Source organism: Paraburkholderia sp. GW821-FHT02A12, from assembly GCF_059422005.1.
In genome coordinates, this window is record NZ_JBWKWA010000002.1 from 1,453,023 (window position 1) to 1,478,737 (window position 25,715).

Here is a 25,715-nt window from a genome sequence, read left to right on the forward strand (position 1 = left end):
TCGATCCGTCGTAATGGATGAGGGGTAGGGAATGGCTCTGATAGAGATGCTCGGCTTCGGGCCGCAAGGCTGGGGCGGCGTGCTGGTGCTGGCAGCGTTGATGACGGTCGCGCTGACGCTGGCGGCGCTCGCGGTGGGCGCCGTATTCGGCGCGCTCGTCGCGGCGGCCAAGCTGTCGCGCTTTCGCACGCTGCGCGTCGTCGGCGATCTGTACACCACCGTGTTTCGCGGCGTGCCTGAACTGCTCGTCATCTATCTGTTCTACTTCGGCGGCTCGACGCTCGTGACGGCCGTCGGCCAATGGTTCGGCGCCGAGGGTTTTGTCGGCGTGCCGCCGTTCGTGATCGGCGCGCTCGCGGTCGGCATGATTTCCGGCGCGTATCAGGCCGAGGTGTACCGCTCGGCGGTGCTGGCGGTGTCGCGCGGCGAACTCGAAGCGGCGCGCTCGATCGGCATGCCGACGCTGACGATGGCGCGCCGCATCCTGATTCCGCAAGTGCTGCGCTTCGCGCTGCCCGGCATCGGCAACGTGTGGCAACTGAGCCTGAAAGACTCGGCGCTGATCTCCGTCACCGGTCTGGCCGAATTGCTGCGTGCGAGCCAGGTTGCGGCGGGTTCGACGCACCAGTACTTCACGTTCTTCGTGGTGGGCGGCGCGCTGTATCTGCTGATGACCAGCATCTCGAACCGGGTCTTCAACCGCGCTGAAGCACGCGTGGGCCGGTCCTTCAAGCGCAACTTCGCGCGCAACTGACGAACCACGGACATCATGAATTTCGACTTCGATTTCCTGCTCGACACGCTGCGGCAACTGCTTGCGGCCGTGCCGACCACGCTCGGGCTGTTCTTCTGTTCGTTGATTCTCGGCGGCTTGCTCTCGCTCGTGATCGTCACGATGCGCGTGTCGCCGCACTGGCTGCCGAACCGTTTTGCGCGCGCCTACATTCTCGTTTTCCGCGGCTCGCCGCTTCTGATCCAGATGTTCCTCGTGTACTACGGGATGGGCCAGTTCGGCGTGATTCGCGAGAGCTTCCTGTGGCCGGTGCTGCGCGAGCCGTACCTGTGCGCGGTTTTATCGCTGGCGCTGTGCACGGCCGGATATACCGCTGAAATCATCCGCGGCGGCTTAATGGCCGTGCCGGTCGGCCAGATCGAAGCGGGTTATTCGATCGGCCTGTCGAGTTTCGCGCTGCTGCGCCGCGTGATCGGCCCAATTGCACTGCGCCAATGTCTGCCCGCCTATTCGACAGAAGCGGTGCTGCTCGTCAAATCGACCGCGCTCGCGAGTCTGGTCACCGTGTGGGAAGTGACCGGCGTCGCGCAACAGATCATTCAGCAAACGTATCGCACGACTGAAGTGTTCATCTGCGCCGCGCTGATCTATCTGTTCCTGAACTTCATCATCGTGCGTTTGCTCGGCATGCTCGAAACGCGTCTGTCGCGCCATCTGCGCGCGGCGCCCACGCAAGCCGCGCCGAGCCGCCCGGTTTCCGCCACTACCGAAGCACGCCGCGCCGCGCACTGAACGGCCGCCCATCCTGGATGAATCTGGAGAATCCCATGAACGCTGCGGCACCCGTTGCATTGTCGGTCAAGAACATTCATAAGTCGTTCGGCGACCATCACGTGCTCAAAGGCATTTCGCTCGACGCCCATCAAGGCGACGTGATCTCGATTCTCGGCGCGAGCGGCTCGGGCAAGAGCACGTTTCTGCGCTGCCTCAATCTGCTCGAAACGCCCGACGACGGCTCGGTGGCGCTGGCCGGTGAAGAGCTGAAAATGAAGCGCCGCGGCGACGGCAAGCTGCAGCCGAGCGACCGCCGCCAGGTGGACCGGGTGCGCTCGCAACTCGGCATGGTGTTCCAGAACTTCAACCTGTGGTCGCATATGACCGTGCTGGAGAATCTGATCGAAGGGCCGATGCGCGTGCAAAAGCGCAGCCGCGCCGAAGCGGTTGAAGAAGCCGAAGCGCTGCTCGCGAAAGTGGGTCTCGCGGAAAAGCGCGGCCACTATCCGGCGCATCTGTCGGGCGGCCAGCAACAGCGTGTGGCGATCGCGCGTGCGCTCGCGATGCATCCGAAGGTGATGCTGTTCGACGAGCCGACATCGGCACTCGATCCTGAACTGGTCGGCGAAGTGCTGCGCGTGATGCGCTCGCTCGCCGAAGAGGGCCGCACGATGCTGGTCGTCACGCACGAAATGGGCTTCGCGCGCCACGTGTCGAATCGCGTGTTGTTCCTGCATCAAGGCCGGGTGGAAGCAGACGGCACGCCTGACGAAGTGTTCGTCGAGTGCAAATCCGAGCGCTTCAGGCAATTCGTGTCGAGCCACCACGACCGCACCACTAACTCACTCACCACGTGACGGGCAATATCATGGCCGTGATCCGTTCCGATCGTCCTCTCGACTGGGCTCAGGTCGCGGCCGTTGCCGCCGGCGAGCCGCTCGAACTTTCCGCCGACGCCCGCGCGCGCATCGCGGCGGCGCACGTGCTTGTCGAACAGATCGTCGAGCGCGGAATTCGCGCGTATGGCGTGAATACCGGCGTCGGCGCGTTGTGCGACGTGATCGTCTCGCCGGCCGAGCAGCGCACGCTGTCGCGCAACATTCTGATGAGCCACGCCGTGGGCGTCGGCGCGCCGCTCGGTGTCGCCGGGACGCGCGCGATCATGGCGGCGGCCGTCAACAACTTTGCGCATGGACACTCGGGGATTCGTCTCGAGGTCGCGGACCGGCTCGTCGCGTTGCTCAATGCCGATTGCCTGCCCGAAGTGCCGGCGTTCGGCTCGGTCGGTTATCTGAGCCATATGGCGCATATCGCACTGGTCTGCATCGGCGAAGGCTATGTGCGTTATCGCGGCGAACGGCTCAAAGGGCGCGACGCGTTGCAGATGCTCGGCCTCGAACCGCTGGTGCTCGAAGCGAAGGAAGGCTTGAGCCTTATCAACGGTACGCCGTGCGTGACAGGTCTCGCGGCGTTGGCGCTGGCGCGTGCCGAACGCCTGCTCGACTGGACCGATATGGTCGCCGCGATGAGCTTCGAGAATCTGCGTGGCCAACTCGCCGCGTTCGACGCCGATTCGCTGGCATTGCGCATCTCGCCCGGCCTGAACCTGGTCGGCGAACGGATGCGCACGGCGCTCGCCGACAGTGGCATTCTCGCCGCGGTGGTCGGCCATCGCACGCAAGATCCGTTGAGCATGCGGACCATTCCGCACGTGCACGGCGCCGCGCGCGACGTGCTGGCCGCGACCGCCGGCGTGGTCAACCGCGAACTCGCGTCGATTACCGACAACCCGATCGTCGCCGGCACGCCGGACGAGCCGCGCGTCTATTCGCAGGCGCATGCGGTGGGCGCGTCGATCGCGCTGGCCATGGACAGCCTCGCCACCGCGATCGCACAAGTCGCCGCGATGGCCGAGCGGCGTCTGGATCGTCTCGTCAATCCGCTGGTGAGCGGCTTGCCGGCGTTTCTCGCGGAGCCGGGCGGCACCTGCTCGGGCTTCATGATCGCGCAGTACACGGCGGCCTCGCTGGTTGCGCAGAACCGGCGTCTGGCGATGCCCGCGAGCCTCGACGGCGGCATCACGTCCGGCTTGCAGGAAGACCACCTGTGCCACGCCACGCCCGCCGCGCTCAAAGCGCTGGAGATCGTCGACAACGCCGGACGCATCGTCGCGATCGAATTGCTGGCCGCGGCGCAGGCCTACGACCTGCAGATCATCGAGGCTCCGCGCGCGCCGTACACCGACGCGCTCTGGCAACGCGTGCGCAGCGTCGTGCCGACCTATCGCGACGACCGGCCGCTCGCCGACGACATGAGCATCGCGTTTCGCATGATCGCCGACGGCGCGCCGCCACCGCTGCCGAACCCGGGTAAGATGCGGCCTGCGCTCACGACCGCTGCCCGCAGCCTGGGCGTTGCCGATCTGGCGAGTGTGGCCAGCCTTGCCGCCGCGGAGAGCCCCGGCGCAGGCCGCGCGGCCAACGATGGTTTGGCGGCCGCCATATAAGTTGACCAGGCAGGTTGAATAAGCAGGTTGAATAAGCAGCTTGAATAAGCAGCTTGAATAAGCAGGTTGAAGAGACAGAGTTGCTGGACTTGAGATGACGGAGACAGCGCTGGTGAGCAGGCTTATCCGCCGGTGAACCGGCCTGACGTGTACCCCCGCGTACCACCCACGAGGTCGACGTGAACACTATTACAAACACAAACGCGCAAACCGCAGACACGCAGGACCGCCCTAACCGCAGCCAGGACACGCCAGCCAAGGCGATGCCCGCCTATGAGCAGATCAAGCGCTATGTGCTCAAGCGCATCAGCGAAGGGGATTGGAAGCCGGGCGGGCTGATTCCGTCCGAAACGGAACTGGTCAAGGAATTCGGCGTCGCGCGCATGACGGTGTCGCGCGCGCTGCGCGAGCTGACCAGCGAACGCGTGCTGACGCGCGTGCAAGGTTCCGGCACCTTCGTCGCGCCGCAACGCTACGAATCGACGGTGCTGGAAATCCGCAATATCGCCGACGAAATCGCCGCACGCGGGCATCGTCATTCGGCGCGCGTGCTGACGCTCGAAACCAGCGACGACCCCCAGGCGCTCGACTCGCTTGGCCTCGCCGGCGGCCCGGCGTTTCATTCGTGCATCGTGCACAGCGAAGAGGGCGAGCCGATCCAGTACGAGGATCGCTATGTGAATCCGCTGGTGTTTCCGGAGTACCTGCAACAGGACTTCACCGTCGAGACGCCGAATCACTACATGGTGCGGCTCGCGCCGATCCAGCGCGCGGAGTTTCGCATCTACGCGCAGAAGCCCGACGCGTATGTGCGGCGGCATCTGATGATGGAGATCGGCGAGCCGTGCCTGCAGCTATGGCGCCGCACGTGGGTGGGCGACGCGGTCGCGACTTCGGTGCAGTTGTGGCATCCGGCGTCGCGTTTCCATCTGGCGGGGAACGTTTAGCCAACTTTAGCCAACGCCGCGTACGCTCGCGGCGTTTGCGCCGCTGCCGTTAGCCTTGCCGCTGCGAGATATCCGGCGAGAAGCGGCAACCCAGCCGATAGCGCGAGCCCGGATGCACGAACCGCGCGAACGTCACCGCGACGCCGCTCGTCCAGGTCCGGCGCATCAGCGTCAGGCACGGCTCCTCGGCGCGGATTTCCAGCAACTCGGCTTCGGCGCGCGTCGGCAGACCCGCGTCGACGACATGCTCGACGTCATGCGCGGGCACGATATCGTACAGATACTCCGACGGCCTAATCGCGGCGAAATCCTGCTGCAGAAACGCCGGCGCGATCGCCGGATTGACGTAGCGGTCTTCGAGCTGCACCGGCAGGCCGTTCTCGCGATGCACGCAGATCACATGAAATACGGAAGCGCCGGGCGCGAGGCCTAACGCGTTCGACACCGTCACCGGCGCGGTTTCGCGTTGCGCCAGCACGGTGTCATAGCTGTATTCGTGGCCGCGCGAGCGAATCTCGTCGCCGATATGGGCGATCATCAGCAGCGTCGATTGCGGCTTGGATTGCGCGACGAATGTGCCGACGCCGGACACACGCGTGACGAGACCTTCGTCGGCGAGTTCGCGCAGCGCGCGATTGACCGTCATGCGCGATACGCCCAGCGTCGCCACCAGGTCCAGTTCGGATGGCAGACGGTCGCCCGCTTGCCGCGCACCCGATTCGATGATCTGGCGGATGTGGCTTTTGACCTGTTCATAGCGCGCGGCCGGCGCGTCGGATGCCACGCGCGCGGTTTTCATCGCCGCGGCGGGAAGCGGCTTGTCGTGAGCTTTGCTGCGAACAGTGGCGGACATCGGCGGCCCTCGCGCTTACGGTCCGTGCCGCGAGGCCGGGGCAGACGGGTACGCGCTCATACCGGCTCCGCGTCGTCGGGACCGCGCGCCCAGAAGGCGTTGCGGTCGAAGTAGTTTTGCAGGAATTGCCGCAAGCGCGGCTGCCCGGCGTCGTGAAAGACGTCGCGCGGTTTGCCCTGTACAGCGATGCGGCCCTGGTCGATGAACATGACCTTGTCGGCGACTTGCGCGGCAAAACCCATTTCGTGCGTGACCACCGCCATCGTCATGCCGTCGCGCGCGAGTTGCTTCATCACTTGCAGCACTTCGCCGACCAGTTCGGGATCGAGCGCCGAGGTCGGCTCGTCGAACAGCATGATGTGCGGCTCCATGGCCAGCGCGCGTGCAATCGCGACGCGCTGCTGCTGGCCACCCGAGAGCTTCGAAGGGTATGCATCGCCCTTGTGCGCGAGGCCGACCGTTTCCAGCATCGTATTGGCGCGGCGCCGCGCTTCGTCGCGCGATAGATGACGCGCGCGCAGCAACGCTTCCATCACATTGCCGAGCGCCGTCATATGCGGCCACAGATTGAACTGCTGAAACACCATGCCGACGTTGCGCCGCACGCGATTGATTTCGCCCTGCGAAGCCCGCACGCGCTTGCCGTTGCGCTCGCTATAGCCGAGCAGTTCGCCTTCGATGCGCACGTCGCCCTGATCGTAGGTTTCGAGCGCGGCGAGGCAGCGCAGCAGCGTGCTCTTGCCCGAGCCCGACGGTCCGATGATGCAGACCACTTCGGAGCGGGCGATCTCGAGGTCCACGCCGCGCAGCACTTCGACTTCGCCGAAGCGTTTGCGCAAGTCGCGCACTTCGATTAGCGGCGCGCCGGGCGGCGTATCGACGGCAGCGGTGGACGCGGAGGAGGGCATGTCGGCGATGGCGTTCATAGAGTGGTCCGGATTCCGTTCATGCCATGAAGCGCGCGATGCGGGCTTCGGCCCACATGCCGGCGCGCGAGGTCAGTTCGACCAGCGCCAGATAGCACACGCACAGCACCAGCAGTGTTTCGACGAAAGCGAAGGTGGCCGAGCCGATGCCGGTCAGCACGAACGTGAGTTCGGGCACGGTGACGATCGACAGCACCGCGGTTTCCTTGCTCAGCACGATGATCAGATTGGTCAGCGCGGGCACGATCAGCACCAGCATTTGCGGCAACTGGATGCGCAGCACGGCTTGCCAGCGCGTGAGTCCCAGACAGGACGCCGCTTCGAGATGTCCCGGCGGCACCGATTGAAAACCCGAGCGGAATGCTTCGGCGAAATAGGCGCTGCCGTACAGGCCGAGACCGAGCACGCCGGCCGTCATCGGTTCGAGCGTGACACCGATTGAAGGACCGCCGTAGTACAGCAGAAACAGCTGCACCAGAAACGGCGTGCCGCGAAACACCTCGATGTAGAAGCGCAACAGGCCGCGCACCCAGCGTCCGCAAAAGAGCTGCAGCACGGCGATCAGAAAGCCGATCAGGATGCCGATCGCGACGCCCGCGGCCCACGTGCCGAGCGTCGTCGCGAGGCCGGCGGCGATCGGTTGAAGGTTGTGCGTGATGACGGCGGGGTCGAGCTTTTGCATGGTTTTATCGCACTGCGGTTCCGTCAGGCGTGTTGCAAACGATATTCGGCGGCATGCGCAACCAGCGCCAGTGCGCCGCAGATCACGAAGTAAATCAGCCCGGCGGCAAGGTACGCTTCGAGCGGCCGATAAGTGCTGGCGGCGATATTTTGCGCGGTGCGGGTCAACTCGGCCACGCCCACCACCGAGATCAGCGAAGAAGCCTTGATCAGCAGCACCATTTCGTTGACGAGCGACGGCAGCGTCAGGCGAAACGCCTGCGGCACCAGAATCCGCCGCAGCATATCGAACGGCGAAAGCCCGAGCATGCGGGCGGCTTCGATATGACCCGGCGGAATGCTCAGAAAACCGCCGCGCAGAATCTCGGCGATATATGACGCGGAACATAGCGACACGGCGCTGATCGCCGCGACCACCGGCGACACGTTAATCCCGGCGAACGGCAGCAGGTAATACACCAGCAGCAGTTGCACCAGCATCGGCACGCCGCGAAAGAAGAACACATAGGCGCCGCCGAACATGCGCGCCGCGCGGTTCGCGGAGAGCCGCGCCGCACACACGCCGATCGCGACGAAGAAGCCGATCATGAGACCGGTCAACGAAATGCCGATGGTGGCGAGCGCCGCATGCAAGAGCAGCGGCAAGCCCTGGACGAAGACGGTCGTGCTGAACATAAGCGTCGCACTCGCTAGAACGGGAAGGGCGATGCGGCTCGTGACGGAGCCCGCATCGCGACCATCACATCGCGTGCCTCAGGACATCAGTAATTCGGCGTGGGCATCGTGGTCGGGGCATCCATCGCGACGCCGAACCATTTCTTCTGCAAGGTCGCAAGGCGCCCGTCGTTGTGCATTTTCACGAGCGCGGTGTTGAAGGCTTCGGCGAGCGGCTTGCTGTCCGCATCTTTACGCAGGCAGTAGGCAAAGTACACCTTCGCGCCGAACGGCGGCTGCACGACCGCGAACGTTTCCGGGCGCTGCTTGGCGACATACGCGATGTTGGTCATCGAGTTCGCGACGGCTGCGATGCGGCCGGCGGCGAGATCGGCATAGGCCTGATTGTTGTCGACGTATTCGCGGATTTCAGGCGGCTTGGGCAAGGTGGCGACGTAGCTCTTCAACTGGTCGAGTTGCGCCGAGCCTTTGCCCGCGCCCACCGTCTTGCCGGCGATGTCCGACGATTGCTTGACCGACGAATCGTTGGCGCGCTTGAGCAGCGCGTCGGTGGCGTCCGCGATCGGCAGCGTGTACGTGTAGCGTTCCATGCGCGCCCTGGTCACCGTGAGCGGGCCGCCGACCATGTCGAACTTGCCTGCTTCGAGACCCGGCAGCACGCTCGGCCACGGCAGGTCGATGAAGCGCACCTTCACGCCCATTTCCTTGCCGATCTCGGCGAACAGATCCTTGTTGAAGCCCGCTTGCTGGCCGTTTTCGAGGAAGTCGAAGGGCGCGAACTGCATCTCGGTGCCGACCACCAGTTCACCGGCTTTCTTCACTTTGGCGAGCTGGTCTTCCGCGTGCGCGCTGACGCTTGCCGCGCACAACGCCAGCATGACCAAACGACACTTCCAGCCTGCAAGGATGCTCATGGGATTCTCCGGTTGGCAAAGCGGTATTGCGCGAAAGCGGCTAGTAAGACGGGCTCGGCGCGAGTCATGCGAGGCAGTATATACCGCAGTTTTCCCGCGAAATAAATAAACACGCGAGTAGAGAAAAGCCCTTACGTGAGGCGTCGCCATGTAACTTGCGGGCGTGCTTTTGGCGGTATATACAACTGGGATGCATGAGGCCCATGCCGCGCTGGAAGGTGATTGGCGGGCCTCTTTCGTCAGTTGAACAGTCCGGCCCTTCGGGGACTTTCAGGGAACCAAGCGATGCCCGTGACCCGTATTCCGCTCATCGATCTCGCCGGCGTGCGTGCCGGCGACCCGCAAGCTTTGCAGCGCGTGGCCCGCGAAATCCGCGAAGCGTGCACGACGATCGGCTTCTTCTACATCGTCAATCATGGCGTGCCGCAAGCTTCGATCGATGCAGCCGAACAGGCGGCGCGCAAGTTCTTTGCGTTTCCGGTGGAGACCAAACGGCGCGCGGCGGTGAATCAACGGCATCGCGGTTTCAACGCGCTCGGCGACGCGACCATGTATCAGGCGAAGCGTCCCGACTACAAGGAGTTCTTCAGCATCGGCCTGGAGTTGCCGGAGGACGATCCCGACGTGCTCGCCGGCCAGGCGCTGCGCGGGCCGAATAATTGGCCGGACTTCATGCCCGGGTTGCGTCCCGCGCTCTACGGCTATTACGAAGCGGTGGCGGCATGCGGCGCCGATCTGCTGCGGGCGGTGGCGGTGAGCCTCGGCGTCGACGAGCACTTCTTTGTGCCGCGCTATACGAAGCGGATGCAGCGCACGCAGATGGTCTACTATCCGCCGCAGCCGCCCCAGTCGGACGCGGATCAGTTCGGCGTCGCGCCGCATACCGACTACGGCTGCATCACGTTGTTGTGGCAGGATCAGGTGGGTGGCTTGCAGGTGCGCGAAATCGCCAACGATACGTGGATCGATGCGCCGCCGATCGAAGGCAGCTTCGTCGTGAACGTCGGCGATCTGCTGGCGCGCTGGACCAACGACCGCTTTCGTTCGACGCTGCATCGCGTGATCAATGCGTCGGGGCGCGAGCGCTATTCGATCGCGACGTTCTATGATCCGACCTACGGCGCGACAGTCGATCCGCGTGAACTCGGTACCAGCGAGACCGACCTCAAATACCAGCCGGTCGCCGCGGGCGACTACATCCTCGGGCGCATCAACGATTCGATGGGCTACCGGAAGAATGCGGCGCAAGGAACCACTGCATGACGAATAACCACCCCGCGCCGCTTTCCGCGACGCTCGATGCACTGCGCGCCGCGCTGGGTGACGACGCGGTGCGCATCGGCGAACAGATCGGCGAACGCGCGATGACCGACTGGACGCGCCACGATCCGACACGCCCCGCCGCGTTGCTCTTGCCGCGCAGCACCGAAGAAGTCTCGCGCGCGCTGGCCATCTGCCACGCAGCGCATCAACCCGTGGTGCCGCAGGGCGGCATGACCGGGCTCGCCGGCGGCGCGATCGCGCGCGCCACGGATATCGCGCTGTCGCTCGAACGTCTGAGCGGTATCGAAGAAATCGATGCTGCCTCGGCCACATTGACGGTGCGCGCCGGCACCACCTTGCAAACCGCGCAGGAAGCCGCCGCCGAGGCAGGCTTCGAACTCGCGCTCGATCTCGGCGCGCGCGGCTCGTGCCAGATCGGCGGCAATCTCGCCACCAATGCGGGCGGCAATCGCGTGATCCAGTCGGGCACCGCGCGCGATCAGGTGCTTGGATTGGAAGTCGTGCTGGCGAACGGTGACGTGCTGAGCTCGCTCGGCAAGATGGTCAAGAACAACACCGGCTACGACCTCAAACACTGGTTCATCGGTTCGGAAGGCACGCTCGGCGTGATTACGCGCGCGGTGTTGCGATTGCAGCCGCCACGCGCGGCGCGCCACACGGCGCTGGTCGCGCTCGACGGTTACGAGGCCGCCGTGAACCTGCTGCGCCGCTTGTCGACACGCTTTGGCAACGACATCGGTGCGTTCGAGATCATGTGGCCGGACTTCTACGATTTCGGCGTGAAGCTGACCGGCGCGCGCTCGCCGTTCGCGGAAGCACACCCGCTCTACGCACTGATCGAACACGCGAGCTTCGATGCCAACGACGACGGCGAACGCTTTTCCGCTGCGCTGACCGAAGCGCTCGACGCGCAGGCGATCCGCGACGCGGTGATCGCGCAATCGGTCGCCGACGTGCGGGCCTTATGGGCGATTCGCGAGTGCACCGCGGAGTTTCCGGTGCGGCTCGATCCGGTCAACTTCGATGTGAGCTTGCCGATCGGCGAGATCGGCGCATTCGTCGACCGTTGCCGCGCGGCGCTCGATCAGCGCTGGCCGGGTAACGAGTCATATTTCTTCGGCCATATTGGCGATTCGAATCTGCACCTGACCGTCGACGGTCGTTCGATACCGGGCGTCGATCATCACGCGGTGTACGCGTTCGTCTACGAAATGCTCGGGCCGCTCAACGGGTCGGTGTCGGCGGAACATGGGATCGGTTTGCTCAAGCGTGAGTTCTTGCCGATCTCGCGTTCGCCTGCCGAGTTGGCCGCGATGGCCGCGATCAAACACGCGCTGGATCCGCACGGCATCCTGAACCCAGGCAAGCTGTTCTGAGCAGCGGGGGTCAACGCTCACCCGTCAGTGCGCATCGAGATACCTCGCGATCACCGGGTAGACATCCACTGCCGCGTTCTTGCCGAAGATGCAGTCGATGTGTCCATAGCCGGGAATTACGTGCCGTTCATAAGGCTGCTCGGGGAAACGCTCGACCAGCATGTCGTAGGTGAGCTGGGTGCTTTTCGGCAAATAGGTTTCGTTTTTATCGCCGTGGATGAAACCGATCGGCAGGCGCATGCCCTCGAGACCCTTCATGCCGTTCATCCCCCCCAGGTAGACGTCTTTCCCGGCGGCATCGACAACCTTGCCCGCCCGCACCATGGTGGCCAGATGCTTGAACACCTCGACGTCATGCACACCGAGCAGTTCCTGCAAATTCGAATGAAGCTTTTCGTTCAATTGTTCGTGTTCGTAGAGCAAGCCGTAGAGGAATGTCGCGCGGTGACAGATGGGGTTGCCGCAGCCCTGTTTGTGGTTGAGCGGGTAGAGCCGCAACGCTTCATCGAGCAGGTTGTGGGGCCACTTCTCGTGCTGCGTGTACGCGCTCAGGTCGAGCACGCCGAGATGCTCCATGATGTCCGGTATATGCAGGCCGGCCTTGATGCGTTCCAGCATGCCCGGCACCGGATGCGCCGAGACTTGCGATATGACCGCCGAGCGCACGCCCTCGAGGCCGTACAGCAACGACATGCTCAATGCCAGCCCGCCCATGCAGTGACCGAGCGCCTGGATTTTTGGCGCGCCGGTCAGCTCCCGCACTTTCGCGACCGCGGCCGGAATGTCCTCGCGAGCGACCTTGTCCACGTTGGTCGGCACCAGCACGCTCGGCATTTCGATGCTGACGCGCAGATCGACGAGCCACACGTCGTAGCCGGCCGCGCAGAGATATTCGACCAGGTTGGTCGCGATCAGATCGGTGGAATAGATTCGGCTCGACACCCCCGAGCCGTGGATCAGCAGCACCGGACGCGCCGCTTTGTTGGCGCTGTCGACGTAGCGGGTGAGCCTCAGTTGCGTCTTGTCGGGCGTTTCGAAAAAGAAGACTTGCGGCGCCGGCGCACGCAGTGCCCGTCTCAGGCGCGGTGACATCTTCGGGTCAAAGAACTGCAAAGGCGCGGCCACGCCGCCATATTCGGCGAACAGCACGCCCGCAAAAAACGTGCCGAACTTCAAGGTCCATTCGAGGCGGGTCTTCAGGTCAGGCGCGTTGGTGACTTCCAGCGTGCGCTGCTGCTTGAGGAAATTTTCCGGCGTGATGATCAGCGTCGCTTTGCCGAGCACCGGCGCGTCGGCTTGCGACGACTCGCGAAGCTCGGCGTATAGAGTGTTGGTCTGTTCCCACAGATTGATTGGCGACGTGCGCGTGATGATCTTTCGCCCGCTCAGGTAGTACGTCTTGCCTTCGGTGGAATCGAGCGTCATGCGATAGTTCATGTCACGCTGATCCACGTCCGCTCGATCGACGACAAAAAGGTTGAAGGTGCCGTCGCTGATCGTCATCGGTTGCGCGGAGAGCGCGGGGCAGGTCAGCGTGCCGGCCGTGCGCGCCTCGTGTCGCGGATTGTCCAGCATGTCGGCCAGATCGTCCGATTCGACCGTCAGCGTGAACTGGATCGGACTCGTCGCGACTGCGCCGCCCGCGAGCGCCGGCGTATAGGTGCCGACCATCGTCTCGGTGAAACGCAAGCCGATTTTCCTGGGCGGCGGCGTGTCGGCATCGCCCCTGGACTCGTAGTCGATGTGCCAGTCGTGCGCCGCCGCGAGCAGTGCGCAATTACGTTCCGCAAGCGCGGAGATCGTCAGCAGCGGATTGACGCCGAGCGACATCGGCATCACCGCGCCGTCCATCACATACAGGCCTTCGTGCACCGCCTTGCCCGCGTCGCCGCTGAACACACGGCCCGCGTGATCGACCACGCCGTGCTCCGCGTCTTCGCCCATTCCGCAGCCGCCGAGCGGATGCACGGTGACGACGCGGTTGCCGATCATATCGGCGGAAATCGGATTGCGCAGGAATTCGCCGCCGAGCGGCGCTGTCGCGTCGATCAGGGTCCGCTCGACCGTTTCGAAGACCGGCTGCTTGCCGGCGTTCGGCCAATGGATGCGCGGACTGCCTTTTTCATCCACGCGGATCTGGCCGCTTTCGTCGTCATGCGCCATCACGAGGTAGGTCTGCGTGTGGTTGAGCGCGCCATGATAAGGCCCGCGCAGGATACTCTCGATCACGCGCGCGGACGCGCCGAGCGGTTCGCCCGCCGGCCGCGGCTCGGGAATGTCCACGCCTTCGAGCGGCGCGGCGCCGCCGAGCAGGCCGATCATCGCCACGCCGATCGGCCCGGCGAGCGAGCCTTCTTCGATCACGAAGCCGTCTTTCACGTGTTCCGTGTTGCGGTGGTCGATGATGCCGGTGATGGTCGGCCCGACCGGCGCAATCTCGCCCGGCTCGTGCGCACCCCAGCCGACGCCGTTGATCGTCTCGTCGGTGTTGTACGCGAAGGCGAGCACGTCGCCGTTGCCGGTGAAGTGTTCGCCGAGTTGTTTCGACACCGGCAACCCGGCCTTGTTCGAGCGCAACAGGAGCGCGGTGGAACCGATCGTGCCGGCCGCCGCGATCACGATATCGGCGCTCACGAACAGATCGGGCGCGCCGTAGCTCTCGCGGCCGAGGCTCACCAGCTGGTAGCGCACGATCCATTTCTGCGTGTCCTCGTCGCGCACCACCGAATGCACCGCGGCGCCCGTGAAAATCTGCGCGCCGTGCGCGACGGCATCCGGCAGATAGTTCATGTGGGTCGAATTCTTCGCGTCGTAGTTGCAGCCGGAATTGCAATCGCCGCAGCCGACGCAGCGGTTCTGGTCGACGCCCGCCGCGTTCTTGCCGGTCGTGAAAGTGACGGTGATCGGCGGGCGGTAGAAGCGGTCCTGCATACCGAGCGCTTGCGCCGATTGTTCGAGCGCCTGCAGTTTCGGCAGCGGCGGAAAATCGTCGGGCACCGGCGACGGTTGCAGCATCGCGCGGGCAAGCTTGTAGCCGGTGTCGCGGCCCGCCTTGTCGGCACGCAACGCGGCTGGCCAGCGCGGATCGTCCCACAGCCGCGGATCGGCTTCGAGCGCGACGTTCGCGTTGATCAGCGAGGTGCCGCCCAGCCCGCAGCCGACGACCGCGTTCACCTCCGAATTCACGTGCACTTCGAGCAGCGCGAGCGGTGAGCCGATTTGCGCGAGGCTGGTGTTGTATTGCACCTGAGCGGCGCCTTCGAGCGGCGTGCGCGGAAATTCGCCGGCCATGAACTCCCGCCCGCGTTCCAGCACGCACACCTCGCGGCCGGCGCGCGCCATGCGGCTGGCGGCAATCGCGCCGCCGTAACCCGAACCCACGACTACGACCTCGTAATGCGACTTCAGCGCCGTCATGGCGCTCGATAAGCGGTTCATCACGACCACCTCGTCAGGAGTTGGATGCCGGGTGGGGGAGCCCGGAGTTCGGAAGAAAGACGGTGCGCGGCCGCCGGTTTTTTATCGTAGGCGGTGCGCAACGACAAAAAAAGGCGCATCGTACGTGGCGCGCGGGCCGTATGCGCCGCGCTTGTTTCGTTTGCGTCGTTTGCGTCGCTTCTGCCGATAGCGCTGCTTCCGCGGCTTGTGGCTCGCTCAGGACCGCCGGCGGCCGGCGATCCGGTGGTTCAGGCGCAATTACGCGGCCACTTCATTCATTTCGCTGTCGCTCGATTCGGCGGCGAGCAGGTTCAGGACGAGCAGAATCGCCGCGCGATTGTCGAGGTCGATCTCGATGCCGAGCACGTCGGTGAGCCAGCGGCCGATCTTGGTGTTGGAAAAATCGCCGGCGTTGGCCGTCTTTTTCATGGTGACGCCGAGCTTGACGGCGCGATAGTGATAGGAGGGCACCCGATGCTGAGCTGCGACTGCCGACAGGCCGCCTTTGCCTTCCGAGCACCAGCCGAGGCTGCCGGCCAGCACGATGCGCTCCGGTTCGTCGAGGCTTTCGATAAATGCGCGCGCCGCGAGCCGCACGCGCTGTTCGTCGAGGCCGTACTGCAACAACACGCTTTCGACCGGGTCTTCCAGCGCTTGCGCGTGCTGATCGATTTCCTGCGCCATGCCTTCGTTTTCCATCGACACGTTGCGCTGATGGCCGGCGCTGCGCAGGCAGTCGATCAGATAGCGGCGAAAGTACGCGCACAGTGCGTAGCCGTTGGACGGCGCGCTGTCGGCGCAGGCGTTGGTTTCCGTGTGACCGGGCGCGAGACGCAGCACCTTCGCGTAGATGAACTGCGCGACCAGTTCTTCCTTGTCTTCGCCGAGCGCCTGCAATTCGGACGGGTGATAGGTCTGCAGCGCCCGCCTGACCAGCTCGACCATCGACACCATTTCGTCGGCGGACAGCTGGGTTCGCCGGCGCCACAGGTTGGGCAGGATCGCGTCGTCGAGATTGCGGACGAACTCGTGGCTCGGAACGGCGCCCATGAAAGCCTCCATAAGGGGTAAGGCAAGGAGCGCGGTGAGCCTGAACTGCGGGCGGGGAAGGGTGTTCGAAGATTTGAAGCCGCGCTGGAATGTGAAGGCAGTATGGTTTCCGGCGACGGCTTCGCCTATATGGATTAAGTGGTAGCTGATGGGTAAACTGCCGGGTAAACCATCCGACTGACTCGCCATCCGGTTCGCCGTCCGGTTCGCCATTTGACGCGCCAGCCGGCTCGCCGCGCGTTTCATCGTCCGCTTCACTGTCAAAAAGAACCGCCGCCGCACCAGAATGCTGCGGCGGCGCAGCAGAACAATGCAGCACCTTTTGCGCAGCACGCCCGGCCCGCGACCTCTGCTTCGCCGCCCCCCGCGCTACGCCATCGAATTTGCCGTGCACGACAAGGAGACCGCAGGATGCGGGCCGACCCTATGCAGCGTGCGATCGACGAAGACCTGGTGCGCGTGCTGTACGCCCAGGACCCGATCGCATTCTTTTCGCACTGGTTTTCGATTGCCGTACTGGTAGCGATCTACTGGCCGAATATCCCGTCGCCGCCGCTGTTCATCGCGTGCTTCGGGTTCTACGCCGCAGCCAATTGCGGCTGCCTCGGGCTGTGGATCTGCAATCGCCGCTACCCGAACCTCGTCACGCCGCGCGCATGGATCTACCTGCACGCATTGCGCGGCGTGCTGTTGTATAGCGCGCCGGGCGTCGCGATCTGGTTCGCGTTCCAGAGTCCGCAAACCGATCTGCCGCTGCTGCATACCGTGATGCTGGTCACCCTGGCGGCGGGCGTGTTCATGTCGAACGGCTTCGATCTGCTGAATTTTTCGACCTCGATTCCGTTCCTGCTGTTGCCGTCGATCGTGCTGCATTTCGGCTCGCATACGTTCGACCGCACGATTCTGGCGATTGTCCTCGCGTTTTTCTTCTGCGCGATCAACGTCTATGCGCTGAGTTACCGCAAGCTGTTCCGGCGCGTCGTGCAGGCGCGGGTGGATCAGCAATATCTGGCGGAGTCGCTAGCCGCGCAAAAGCGTGTCGCCGAAGAAGCCAGTCTTGCCAAAACGCGCTTTTTTGCCGCCGCGAGCCACGATCTGCGCCAGCCGCTGCATGCGATCGGCCTGCTGGCGGCCTCGCTCAACGATGCGGCGGCGACGCCCGTACAGCATGCGAAGACCGCCGAGCACATCGTCTATAACGTCGAGGCGCTGAACCAGTTGTTCAATCAGGTGCTCGATCTGGCGCGGCTCGAAAGCGGCGTGACCCAGGTGATCCGCCTGCATTTCCGGCTCTCCGAACTATTCGAGCGGGTCGGCAGCCAATACCGGCCGCAGGCCGCGGCCAAGGGGCTGGCGCTGCGGATCGCGCCGACCACGATGGTGGTTCACGACGATCCGGTGCTGCTCGAACGGGTGCTGAGCAACCTGCTCTCGAACGCGGTGCGCTATACCGAGGAAGGCGCGATCTGGATGGGCTTGCGCCGCGCGGGGCAGCGTTCGGGAGGCTATATCGAAGTGCGCGATTCGGGCATCGGCATCCCGGCCGAAGAGCATGAGCGCATTTTCGAGGAGTTCTATCAGGTCGCCAATCCGCAGCGCGACGCGCGCCAGGGGCATGGCCTCGGCTTGCCGACCGTGAAGCGGCTGGTCGGTTTGCTCGGCGGCGAATTGCAGGTGCGCTCGGCGCCGGGCCGTGGCTCGGTGTTCCGCTTTCCGGTGCAGGCGGGCGACGCCGGCGGGATTGTCGCGAGTCTGAACGAAGCGGTGGCGGGCGGCCCGTCGGCGCAAGGGCGGCGCGTGCTGTGCATCGACGACGACCCGTCGATTCTCGAAGGCCTCGCCAGCCTGTTGGCGCGCTGGGGCTGCAGCGTGCGCGGCGCACACGACGAAATCCACGCGCTCAAGGCGCTCGACGACGGCTTCGTGCCGGATGCCGTGTTATGCGACTACCAGTTGGCGAACCATCGAACCGGCGCGCAGGCGCTGACGGCCGTGCGCAATGTCCTGGCGCAAGCCGGCCATGAAGGCGTGGTGACGCTGCTGATCACCGGCGATATGGCGTCGGCGGAACTGGCGGCGCTGGCTTTGCAGGGGATTCCGGTGCTGCATAAGCCGGTTACGCCGGCGCGTTTGCGGTGCACGCTGGAAATGCTGTGGCGGCAGGCGGAGCTGGACAAGGGGCGGGCGGCGGCCGCCGTCGAGCGGTGCGCGGGCGAACCGCGGCGAGCGCAGAGCGAGCTGAACGAAAGCAACCAAGGGAACGAAGTGGGGAGCGAGCCGGAGAGCCCGCCGCAGAATCCACCGTGGAACCCGCTACGCAGCCAGACACAGAGCCAATCCCAAAGCGAGTCGCAACAGTAGGCGGTAGGCGGCGCGCGCCACCTGCTTCTGAACGAACGCTACAGGGTTTTCCCGGCTTCCAGCCAGCCGTTGATCACGGCGATCGCCGTTGAGCGGTTGTGCACGCCGAGCGCCCGGAAAATCACTGACAGATGCACTTTGACCGTACCTTCGGCGACGCCCAGCTCACGCGCGATCATCTTGTTGGTCCAGCCGCGATGGACGAGCCGCATGATGTCCTGCTGCCGTGGCGACAAATTCTCCAGCAGATGCTGCTGGTGCGGCTGCAACGCCTGGATCTGCGCGATGGGTTCCGTCAGCGCGGCGCCGGCATGGCAGGACGCTTGAGCCGACGCCTCGGCAGACGCTTCAGCATGCACCGGATGCCCCAGCGCGGCTTGCGCGTCGCGCGAACCTAGCAGGCTGAGCGCTTCCATCGGCACATAGGCGCCGCCCGACAACACCAGTTCGATTGCCTTGAGCATGACGCTGGCAGGCTGCCGCTTTGGCACGAAGCCGAGCGCGCCGGCCGCCAGCACTGCGCGCATCTCGTCGGGCGATTCTTCGGCGGAAAGCACGACCACCGGCAACGCGGGGTTCGCCTTCAGCAGCAATTCCAGCGATGACGCGCCGCTCATGCCCGGCATATGCAGATCGACGATCGCCAGATCGTGATCCGCGTCGGGCCGTGCTGCGGCGGCGAGCGTTTCCCAGCTGTCGGCTTCGTCGAATTGGGCGCCGGGATCGAGGCCGCGCAGCAGCCCCTTGACGCCTTGCCGGATCAGTTCATGGTCGTCGGCCACAAGAAACTTCATGATGTCTCCGCGAGTCGGGCCTGCGCGTTGTGGACTACCGCTGTCGTGCTGCTCGTTGCACTTCTATTTTGCCGCTTCGCCAGTGACGCCGTCCGCACTGCTGCCGGCGCGGATCGCGCGACCCCCGTCGCACCCCCGGCCGTCAGTCCGCGGCACGCTGGGTCATGCTTTGCGTCATGCCGCGGCGCGTGGCGCTTTCTTTGCTGCGAGCCTCCTTGAAGGCGAAGGCCACTCCCTGTGCATCGCGTCATTGCCTGCTACCCCGCGATCATATGCCGATCGGTGGCGCGGCGCGCCTTCCGGGTTGCCGCGCAATTGACTCTCAGTGACTCTCAGTGACTCTCTGAACGATCGCCAGCTGGTGCGATGGACCAGCATCCTGGGTAAGGCAGGTCTCCCGCGCCAGGTTCCGGCTTGCTAGGTAGACGAGCCGCACGCTCCGTTTTTGAAGCCGTCCACACAGGATGGCGCAGGTTATGCACGTCGGATGAAATCACACAAAACAGGCATCTACCTGACGGCGAATAACGTCGCCTTCATCAGCAGCTTGAACGCGAAACCGAGCGACATCGCCGAGGCGACGCCGAAGCACCACAGCGCGATGAACCACAGCCAGCCGGGCAGTTTGCGCGAGGACGGGCGAGCGGCATGGCCGCCCGCCTGCTTAGTGATAGTGATGTTGGTCGCCATGACGCACCTTGCCGCGAAATACCCAATAACCCATCGTCGTATAGCCGATGATGATCGGCAGAATCACCGCCGCGCCGACCAGCGTGAACATCTGGCTCGAACGCGGCGCGGCCGCTTGCCAGAGCGTCATGCTCGACGGAATCGCATACGGCCACAGGCTCACCAGCAGCCCGGCGTAGCCGAGCAGCACCAGCGTCAGCGCCAGCACGAACGGCGTGTTGTGATGCCGTTCACGCACCGCGCGATGCATGAAGAACGCGCAGATGGCCACGAGGAACGGCACCGGCAGCAGGCGGTAGAACAGGCCGTCGTCGAACCAGCGTTGCGCGATGTTCGGATCTTGCAGCGGCGTCCACAGGCTGACTATCGCGATGAATCCGAGCAGCACGATCGTCAGCGGCCACACCACGCGATGCAGGCGGCGTTGCAGATCGCCCTCGGTCTTCGCAACCAGCCAGCAGCAGCCGAGCAGCGCATAGGTGACGAGGAGGCCGAGACCGGTCAGCAGGCTGAACGGCGTGAGCCAGCCGAAGGCGTCGCCGGCATAGGCGCCGTCGACTACCGGAATGCCTTGCAGGAAGGCGCCCAGCACGATGCCCTGGAAGAACGTCGCGCCCGCCGAGCCGCCGATGAACGCCAGATCCCACATATGTTTCGTGCGCTTGGCCTTGGCGCGAATCTCGAACGACACACCGCGAAAGATCAGGCACGCGAGCATGAAGATCAGCGGCAGATAGAGCGCGGACAGCACCGTCGAATACACCACCGGGAACACCGCGAACAGACCCGCGCCGCCGAGCACCAGCCAGGTTTCGTTGCCGTCCCACACGGGCGCGACCGTGTTCATCATCAGGTCGCGTTCCTTTTCATCGGGGAAGAACGGAAAAACGATGCCGATGCCCAGATCGAAGCCGTCGAGCACCACATACATGAACAGGCCCAGCGCGATGATCGCGGCCCACACTACGGTTACATCCATTTTTTATCTCGTCAGCGGGTAGTGAAGCTGGTAGTGAAGCTGGTAGTGAAGCGGGAAGGGAAGCCGTTGCGCTCAGGCGGCATCGATCAGCTGATCGGCGGCGGACAGCGGGCGGCGCGCGGTCTGATCCGGTGAGTGCTCAGGCACGCCGTGCGGCGTCTGTCCCGGCAGCGCAGGGCCCGAGCGCATCAGCTTGAGCATGTAGTAGATGCCGGTGCCGAACACCAGGAAGTAGACGATCACAAACGCCATCAGCGAGATGCCGACCTGTTGCGTGGTGAGCGGCGACACCGCCTGCGAGGTGCGCATCACGCCGTACACCACCCACGGCTGACGGCCTGCCTCCGTGGTGACCCAGCCGGCCAGCAGCGTGATGAAGCCGGTCGGGCCCATCGCGATCGCGAGCCGCTGGAACCACTTCGCTTCGAACAGCCTGTCGCCGCGGCGCAATGCCCACGCGGTCACCGACATCAGGATCATCAGCACGCCGAGCCCGGCCATGATGCGGAAGCTCCAGAACACCACGGTCGAGTTCGGCCGGTCTTGCGGCGGGAATTCCTTCAGGCCGCCAATCTCGCCGTCCCAGCTATGCGTGAGGATCAGGCTGCCGAGATGCGGAATCGACACCGCATAGCGTGTGGTTTCAGCTTGCATGTCCGGGATGCCGAACAGATTCAGCGCGGTGCCGCCTTTCTCGGTTTCCCACAGACCTTCGATCGCGGCGATCTTGGCCGGCTGATATTCGCGCGTGTTCAAACCGTGCTGATCGCCGACGAACGCCTGGATCGGCGTGAGGATCAGCAGCAGCCAGAGCGCCATCGAGAACATCTTCTTGACAGCCGGATCGCGCCGTCCGCGCAACAGATGCCACGCGCCCACCGCCGACACCACCAGCCCCGCGACGATGAACGCCGCCAGCGCCATGTGCGCGAGCCGGTACGGGAACGACGGATTGAAGACGATCTTGAACCAGTCGAGCGGTACGACGCGGCCGTTCACGACTTCGAAGCCTTGCGGCGTCTGCATCCAGCTATTCGACGCGAGGATCCAGAAGGTCGAGATCAGCGTGCCGATCGCCACCATCAGCGTCGCGCCGAAGTGAGCGCGCGGACTCACGCGCTGCCAGCCGAACAGCATGATGCCGAGGAAGCCCGCTTCGAGGAAGAACGCCGTCATCACCTCGTACATCAGAAGCGGTCCGGTGACGGGACCGGCGAAACTGGAGAAGCCCGACCAGTTGGTGCCGAACTGATAGCTCATCACGACGCCGGAGACGACGCCCATGCCGAAGGCGACTGCGAAGATCTTCGACCAGAACAGGCAAAGATCTTTGTAGTACGCCTTGCCGGTTTTGAGCCAGCGCCATTCGAGCACGGCGATGAAGCTGGCGAGGCCGATGCTCAGCGCCGGAAAAACGATGTGAAACGAGACGGTGAACGCAAACTGAATGCGGGCGAGGTCGAATGCCGTGAGTGCGGAGTTCATGAGCGTGAAGTTGCGTGATGCCCGTGGGCGGACTACGCGCGTCGACCGTTGTCGGTGCGCACTGCGCTTGGCAGATGGCGCAAGAGTAGGGGATGGCGGAACTTTTTGCTGCGGCGCGACGTGCGTCAAAAAACCGCGTTGTTTTGTGCCGAATCCGATTTGTGAGACGCTAAAGCATTGATGGGTATCAAGTTTTCCTGATTACGCGCTTGCGCTCATTCTCACTGTTTGAAGTGCCAACTGCGTCAATCGACCGCGCTGCAGCAACGTGGTTCGCGCCCGTAAGCCCACAGATGACCAGGTGTTTCATCGTGGGGAAAGTATTGGGCCTGGCGGAGTCGTACTGAGGTGCAGCAGAGCGTACGGCCGCGCCGCACCGGTTTCAGAAAATCACATAGACCTTGCGCATGGTCTCTTCGACTTCCCAAAGTCCTTCCGTGTTGGCTTCGAAGAACAACGTGTCGCCACTTTCGAAATGCACGGTCTCTTCGTTATCCGGCGTGAAGCGTCCGCGGCCCGCGAGAAAGTGCATCACTTCGGCCTGCTTCACTGAACGGCGGTAGGTGCCCGCTGTGCACTCGAAAATACCGGTGTCGATGGATTCGCTGCCCTTGATCACGCGCTGCACGCCCGACACCTGAATCGGCGTCGTGCCGGGCAGTCCGGCTGTGCCCCAAGCCTCGAGGTTCGGCAGATTCACGCTTTGTTTGATGTGTTGAACCTTCATGCTCACGTTGCCTTTGAATGTGCGGGAGCCGGCTCACCGGCTGTTTGCGATGGTTTGTTCGATCTTGCCCAGCCGCACGACGGTGACGCCCGGACGCAGTTGCCGCAGCGACGGCATCACGAGCATGCAGTTGTCGTACGGCGTGAGCACGGGTTCTCCGTTCGACCAGCCGATCACGGCGCCGGCCCGCGGAAAAATTTCCAGCCCGGTGTAGGGCGCCGCAAAGCGAAAATCCATGCTCTCGGCCACCACCGGTTGCGTGACGCGCACGACGTGTTGACTGGCCGGCAGCGGAGCCATCCAGCCGGCCGGCAGATCCGTTTCGTCGACCACGCCCGCCAGCAGCAGAAAGCGCGCGGTCGTGTCGCGCGCGACCGCAACCGCGCTCTGCTCCCAGTGCTGGCCGCATTCGATCAGCAGCGCGTTTTTCGGACTGTCCGGTTGACCGAAGCCTTCGTAGTCGCGCATCCGGCGGCCTTCCGGATGACCTTCGTCGCAGATCACCGTGGCCGGCGTGCCGAGCTGCACTGCGAGGTCGATCCCCTTCTGCAACGGTCCCGACACGATCAGCGGCGCGCTTTTCTCATGCATCGAATGAAGATCGAGCAGGGCGTCGACGCTGTCGATCACCGGTCTCATTTGCCGCGCGCGGGCCAGTTCGCTGGACGTACGCGAGGTATCGTCGAGCACCGCGGCGGCCCACACGCGATTGAAGTCCTGATCGACGAAGCGGGCCGCGTCGGGCCTGGCGGAATCGAAGCTGCGATACGCGGCGACGTTCGCGAAGGCCAGCGTCAGGCGCCCGCGACGCGGCCTCAGGCCACGGCGCAGCAATTCGTCCACGACGATCGCGCCGCATACCTCGTTGCCGTGCGTCAGCGCGTTGATCATCACATGCGGTCCAGGCACGCCCGAGTCGAACGTATGGACGTAGGCTATGCCGGACGACGAGTGTTCATGCACCGAAAGGTCCGGGAATTCGACCTCGATGGGATAGGCCTCAGTGCTCATTTCCGTACTCATTTCCGTGCTCATTCGAGATTGCCCTGACAGAGGTATTTGATCGACAGATAGTCGTCCAGACCGTACTTCGAGCCCTCGCGTCCGTAACCCGATTCCTTGACGCCGCCGAACGGCGCCGCCTCGCTCGCGACCGCGCCTTCATTGATGCCGACGATGCCGGCTTCGAGCGCGCGCGACACGCGGTCGATGCGCTTCACGCTTTCGCTGTAGAAATACGCGGCGAGGCCGAACGGCGTGTCGTTGGCGGCCTGAACGGCTTGCGCTTCGTCTTCGAAACGGAACAGCGGCACGATCGGGCCGAAGGTCTCTTCGCTGTTCAGCTGCATGTCCGCGGTGGCGTCGGCGAGCACGGTGGGCGCGTAATAGTGCGCGCCCAGCTCGGGCAGGCGCTTGCCGCCGGTCAGCACGCGCGCGCCGTGGGACACCGCGTCGTCGACGTGGCGGGCGATCTTGTCGAGCGCGCGCGGGTTGATCATCGGGCCGATCTGCGCGGCGGGATCGGTGGCGGGCGCGACCTTCAGCGCACCGACACGCTCGGCCAGCATGCCGGCAAAGCGCTCGTACACACCCGCTTGCACGTACACGCGATTCGGACACACGCAGGTCTGACCGCCATTGCGGAATTTCGCCGCGAGCAGTCCGGTGACGGCGGCGTCGAGGTCCGCGTCGTCGAACACGATGAAGGGCGCGTTGCCGCCCAGTTCCAGCGAAAGCTTCTTGAGCGTTTCCGCCGATTCGCGCGCGAGATATTTGCCGACCGGCGTCGATCCGGTGAAGGTGATCTTGCGCACGCGCGCATCGTGCAGCCAGTCGGCGACGGTCGCGACCGCGTGATCGCGCGACGCGGTGATCAGGTTCAGCACGCCCGCCGGCACGCCGGCTTCGTGCGCGAGCAGGACGAGGGCGGACGCAGTCAGCGGCGTATCTTCGGCGGGTTTGGCCACCACCGTGCAACCGGCGGCGAGCGCCGGCGCGATCTTGCGCGCGATCATCGCGAGCGGGAAGTTCCACGGCGTGATGGCCGCGACGATGCCGATCGCCTCCTTCACGGCCGTCATGCGCTTGCCGCGCTGCTGCTGCGGAATCAGATCGCCGTAGATGCGGGTGGCTTCCTCGGCGAACCAGGCGACGTACGATGCGCCGTACGCCACTTCGCCTTTACCTTCGGCGAGCGGCTTGCCCTGTTCGAGCGAGATCAGCGCGCCGAGCGCTTCCTGATGCGCGACGATCAGCGCATGCCAGCGATGCAGCACCGCCGCGCGTTCTTTCGGCAGCAACGCGCGCCACGCCGGCAGCGCGTGGGCCGCGGCGTCGGTGGCGGCCCGCGCGTCGGCGGGGCTGCTGTCGGCCACCTGGGCGATCGTCTTGCCGGTGGCCGGATCGGTGACGGCAAAGCGTGCGCCTTCTTGCGCCGGCGTCCAGCGCCCGTCGATGAAGTTGTCGGAGCGAATCAGTTCGCTCAGTTCAAAAGTACGTGCCATAACGGTTCCTCAAGATTC

General features: G+C 64.5%; 22 protein-coding genes. 8 read left to right on the forward strand and 14 right to left on the reverse strand.

Going from position 1 to position 25,715, the window contains the following annotated elements:
- The first annotated feature begins 31 nt into the window (after window positions 1–31).
- The 5 genes from AC07WT_RS27960 (at window position 32) to hutC (AC07WT_RS27980) (ending at window position 4,960) form a co-directional block, all read left to right on the forward strand.
- Entirely contained in the window at window positions 32–754 is a 723-nt protein-coding gene (locus tag AC07WT_RS27960; RefSeq protein ID WP_494949430.1) for an ABC transporter permease, read from the forward strand.
- Between the two features lie 15 nt (window positions 755–769).
- The gene (locus tag AC07WT_RS27965; protein WP_494949431.1) at window positions 770–1,525 is read left to right on the forward strand and encodes an ABC transporter permease; all 756 of its coding nucleotides are present in this window, start codon (window positions 770–772) and stop codon (window positions 1,523–1,525) included.
- A 35-nt stretch (window positions 1,526–1,560) separates the two neighbouring features.
- Window positions 1,561–2,364 (forward strand): ABC transporter ATP-binding protein, encoded by an 804-nt coding sequence (locus AC07WT_RS27970; protein ID WP_494949432.1) that lies wholly within the window; start codon window positions 1,561–1,563, stop codon window positions 2,362–2,364.
- An 11-nt stretch (window positions 2,365–2,375) separates the two neighbouring features.
- A complete protein-coding gene (locus AC07WT_RS27975) occupies window positions 2,376–4,013 on the forward strand; it encodes an HAL/PAL/TAL family ammonia-lyase (protein WP_494949433.1) in 1,638 nt (545 codons plus the stop codon).
- 263 nt (window positions 4,014–4,276) lie between these two features.
- Entirely contained in the window at window positions 4,277–4,960 is a 684-nt protein-coding gene (gene hutC / locus AC07WT_RS27980) for a histidine utilization transcriptional repressor HutC (protein ID WP_494951061.1), read from the forward strand.
- A 49-nt stretch (window positions 4,961–5,009) separates the two neighbouring features.
- Here the strand turns inward: hutC (AC07WT_RS27980) and hutC (AC07WT_RS27985) are convergent, their stop codons facing one another.
- The 5 genes from hutC (AC07WT_RS27985) to AC07WT_RS28005 all read right to left on the reverse strand — a co-directional run bounded on the left by hutC (AC07WT_RS27985) (window position 5,010) and on the right by AC07WT_RS28005 (window position 9,009).
- Entirely contained in the window at window positions 5,010–5,813 is an 804-nt protein-coding gene (gene hutC, locus AC07WT_RS27985; RefSeq protein WP_492592350.1) for a histidine utilization transcriptional repressor HutC, read from the reverse strand.
- A 56-nt stretch (window positions 5,814–5,869) separates the two neighbouring features.
- The gene (locus AC07WT_RS27990; protein WP_492592349.1) at window positions 5,870–6,739 is read right to left on the reverse strand and encodes an amino acid ABC transporter ATP-binding protein; all 870 of its coding nucleotides are present in this window, start codon (window positions 6,737–6,739) and stop codon (window positions 5,870–5,872) included.
- 19 nt (window positions 6,740–6,758) lie between these two features.
- Window positions 6,759–7,421 (reverse strand): amino acid ABC transporter permease, encoded by a 663-nt coding sequence (locus tag AC07WT_RS27995; RefSeq protein ID WP_115107405.1) that lies wholly within the window; start codon window positions 7,419–7,421, stop codon window positions 6,759–6,761.
- Window positions 7,422–7,444: 23 nt separating this feature from the next.
- Window positions 7,445–8,095, reverse strand: coding sequence for an amino acid ABC transporter permease (locus AC07WT_RS28000; protein ID WP_492592347.1), 651 nt, complete (start codon window positions 8,093–8,095; stop codon window positions 7,445–7,447).
- An 86-nt stretch (window positions 8,096–8,181) separates the two neighbouring features.
- Window positions 8,182–9,009, reverse strand: a complete 828-nt coding sequence (locus tag AC07WT_RS28005) for a transporter substrate-binding domain-containing protein (RefSeq protein WP_494949434.1) — start codon at window positions 9,007–9,009, stop codon at window positions 8,182–8,184.
- A gap of 285 nt (window positions 9,010–9,294) precedes the next feature.
- On the opposite strand from AC07WT_RS28005, the gene AC07WT_RS28010 reads away from it, so the two are divergent.
- Window positions 9,295–10,272 carry an isopenicillin N synthase family dioxygenase gene (locus tag AC07WT_RS28010; protein WP_494949435.1) on the forward strand — a complete coding sequence of 326 codons (978 nt, stop codon included), beginning with the start codon at window positions 9,295–9,297 and terminating at the stop codon, window positions 10,270–10,272.
- A complete protein-coding gene (locus AC07WT_RS28015) occupies window positions 10,269–11,669 on the forward strand; it encodes an FAD-binding oxidoreductase (protein ID WP_494949436.1) in 1,401 nt (466 codons plus the stop codon). The genes AC07WT_RS28010 and AC07WT_RS28015 overlap by 4 nt, the downstream gene beginning before the upstream one ends.
- 24 nt (window positions 11,670–11,693) lie before the next feature.
- Here the strand turns inward: AC07WT_RS28015 and AC07WT_RS28020 are convergent, their stop codons facing one another.
- Both AC07WT_RS28020 and AC07WT_RS28025 read right to left on the reverse strand, forming a co-directional pair.
- A complete protein-coding gene (locus AC07WT_RS28020) occupies window positions 11,694–15,107 on the reverse strand; it encodes an alpha/beta fold hydrolase (RefSeq protein ID WP_494949437.1) in 3,414 nt (1,137 codons plus the stop codon).
- Window positions 15,108–15,365: 258 nt separating this feature from the next.
- Window positions 15,366–16,157 carry a hypothetical protein gene (locus AC07WT_RS28025; RefSeq protein ID WP_494949438.1) on the reverse strand — a complete coding sequence of 264 codons (792 nt, stop codon included), beginning with the start codon at window positions 16,155–16,157 and terminating at the stop codon, window positions 15,366–15,368.
- A 411-nt stretch (window positions 16,158–16,568) separates the two neighbouring features.
- Here AC07WT_RS28025 and AC07WT_RS28030 point away from each other — a divergent pair, with 411 nt between their 5' ends.
- Window positions 16,569–18,518, forward strand: coding sequence for an ATP-binding response regulator (locus tag AC07WT_RS28030; protein ID WP_494949439.1), 1,950 nt, complete (start codon window positions 16,569–16,571; stop codon window positions 18,516–18,518).
- A gap of 38 nt (window positions 18,519–18,556) precedes the next feature.
- On the opposite strand, the gene AC07WT_RS28035 is transcribed toward AC07WT_RS28030, so the two are convergent.
- The 7 genes from AC07WT_RS28035 to AC07WT_RS28065 all read right to left on the reverse strand — a co-directional run bounded on the left by AC07WT_RS28035 (window position 18,557) and on the right by AC07WT_RS28065 (window position 25,697).
- Complete coding sequence (locus AC07WT_RS28035; protein WP_494949440.1) at window positions 18,557–19,312, reverse strand: response regulator transcription factor; 756 nt, start codon at window positions 19,310–19,312, stop codon at window positions 18,557–18,559.
- A 510-nt stretch (window positions 19,313–19,822) separates the two neighbouring features.
- Window positions 19,823–20,002 (reverse strand): hypothetical protein, encoded by a 180-nt coding sequence (locus tag AC07WT_RS28040; RefSeq protein WP_494949441.1) that lies wholly within the window; start codon window positions 20,000–20,002, stop codon window positions 19,823–19,825.
- On the reverse strand, window positions 19,977–20,981 hold the full coding sequence (gene cydB / locus AC07WT_RS28045; RefSeq protein ID WP_494949442.1) for a cytochrome d ubiquinol oxidase subunit II: 1,005 nt from the start codon (window positions 20,979–20,981) through the stop codon (window positions 19,977–19,979). Before cydB ends, AC07WT_RS28040 begins: the two co-directional genes overlap by 26 nt.
- Before the next feature lie 72 nt (window positions 20,982–21,053).
- Complete coding sequence (locus tag AC07WT_RS28050) at window positions 21,054–22,466, reverse strand: cytochrome ubiquinol oxidase subunit I (protein WP_494949443.1); 1,413 nt, start codon at window positions 22,464–22,466, stop codon at window positions 21,054–21,056.
- Window positions 22,467–22,848: 382 nt separating this feature from the next.
- Window positions 22,849–23,193, reverse strand: a complete 345-nt coding sequence (locus AC07WT_RS28055; protein WP_492592336.1) for a cupin domain-containing protein — start codon at window positions 23,191–23,193, stop codon at window positions 22,849–22,851.
- Between the two features lie 33 nt (window positions 23,194–23,226).
- Complete coding sequence (locus AC07WT_RS28060; RefSeq protein WP_494949444.1) at window positions 23,227–24,204, reverse strand: M14 family metallopeptidase; 978 nt, start codon at window positions 24,202–24,204, stop codon at window positions 23,227–23,229.
- A gap of 20 nt (window positions 24,205–24,224) precedes the next feature.
- Window positions 24,225–25,697 (reverse strand): NAD-dependent succinate-semialdehyde dehydrogenase, encoded by a 1,473-nt coding sequence (locus AC07WT_RS28065; protein WP_494949445.1) that lies wholly within the window; start codon window positions 25,695–25,697, stop codon window positions 24,225–24,227.
- Between the last annotated feature and the right edge of the window lie 18 nt (window positions 25,698–25,715).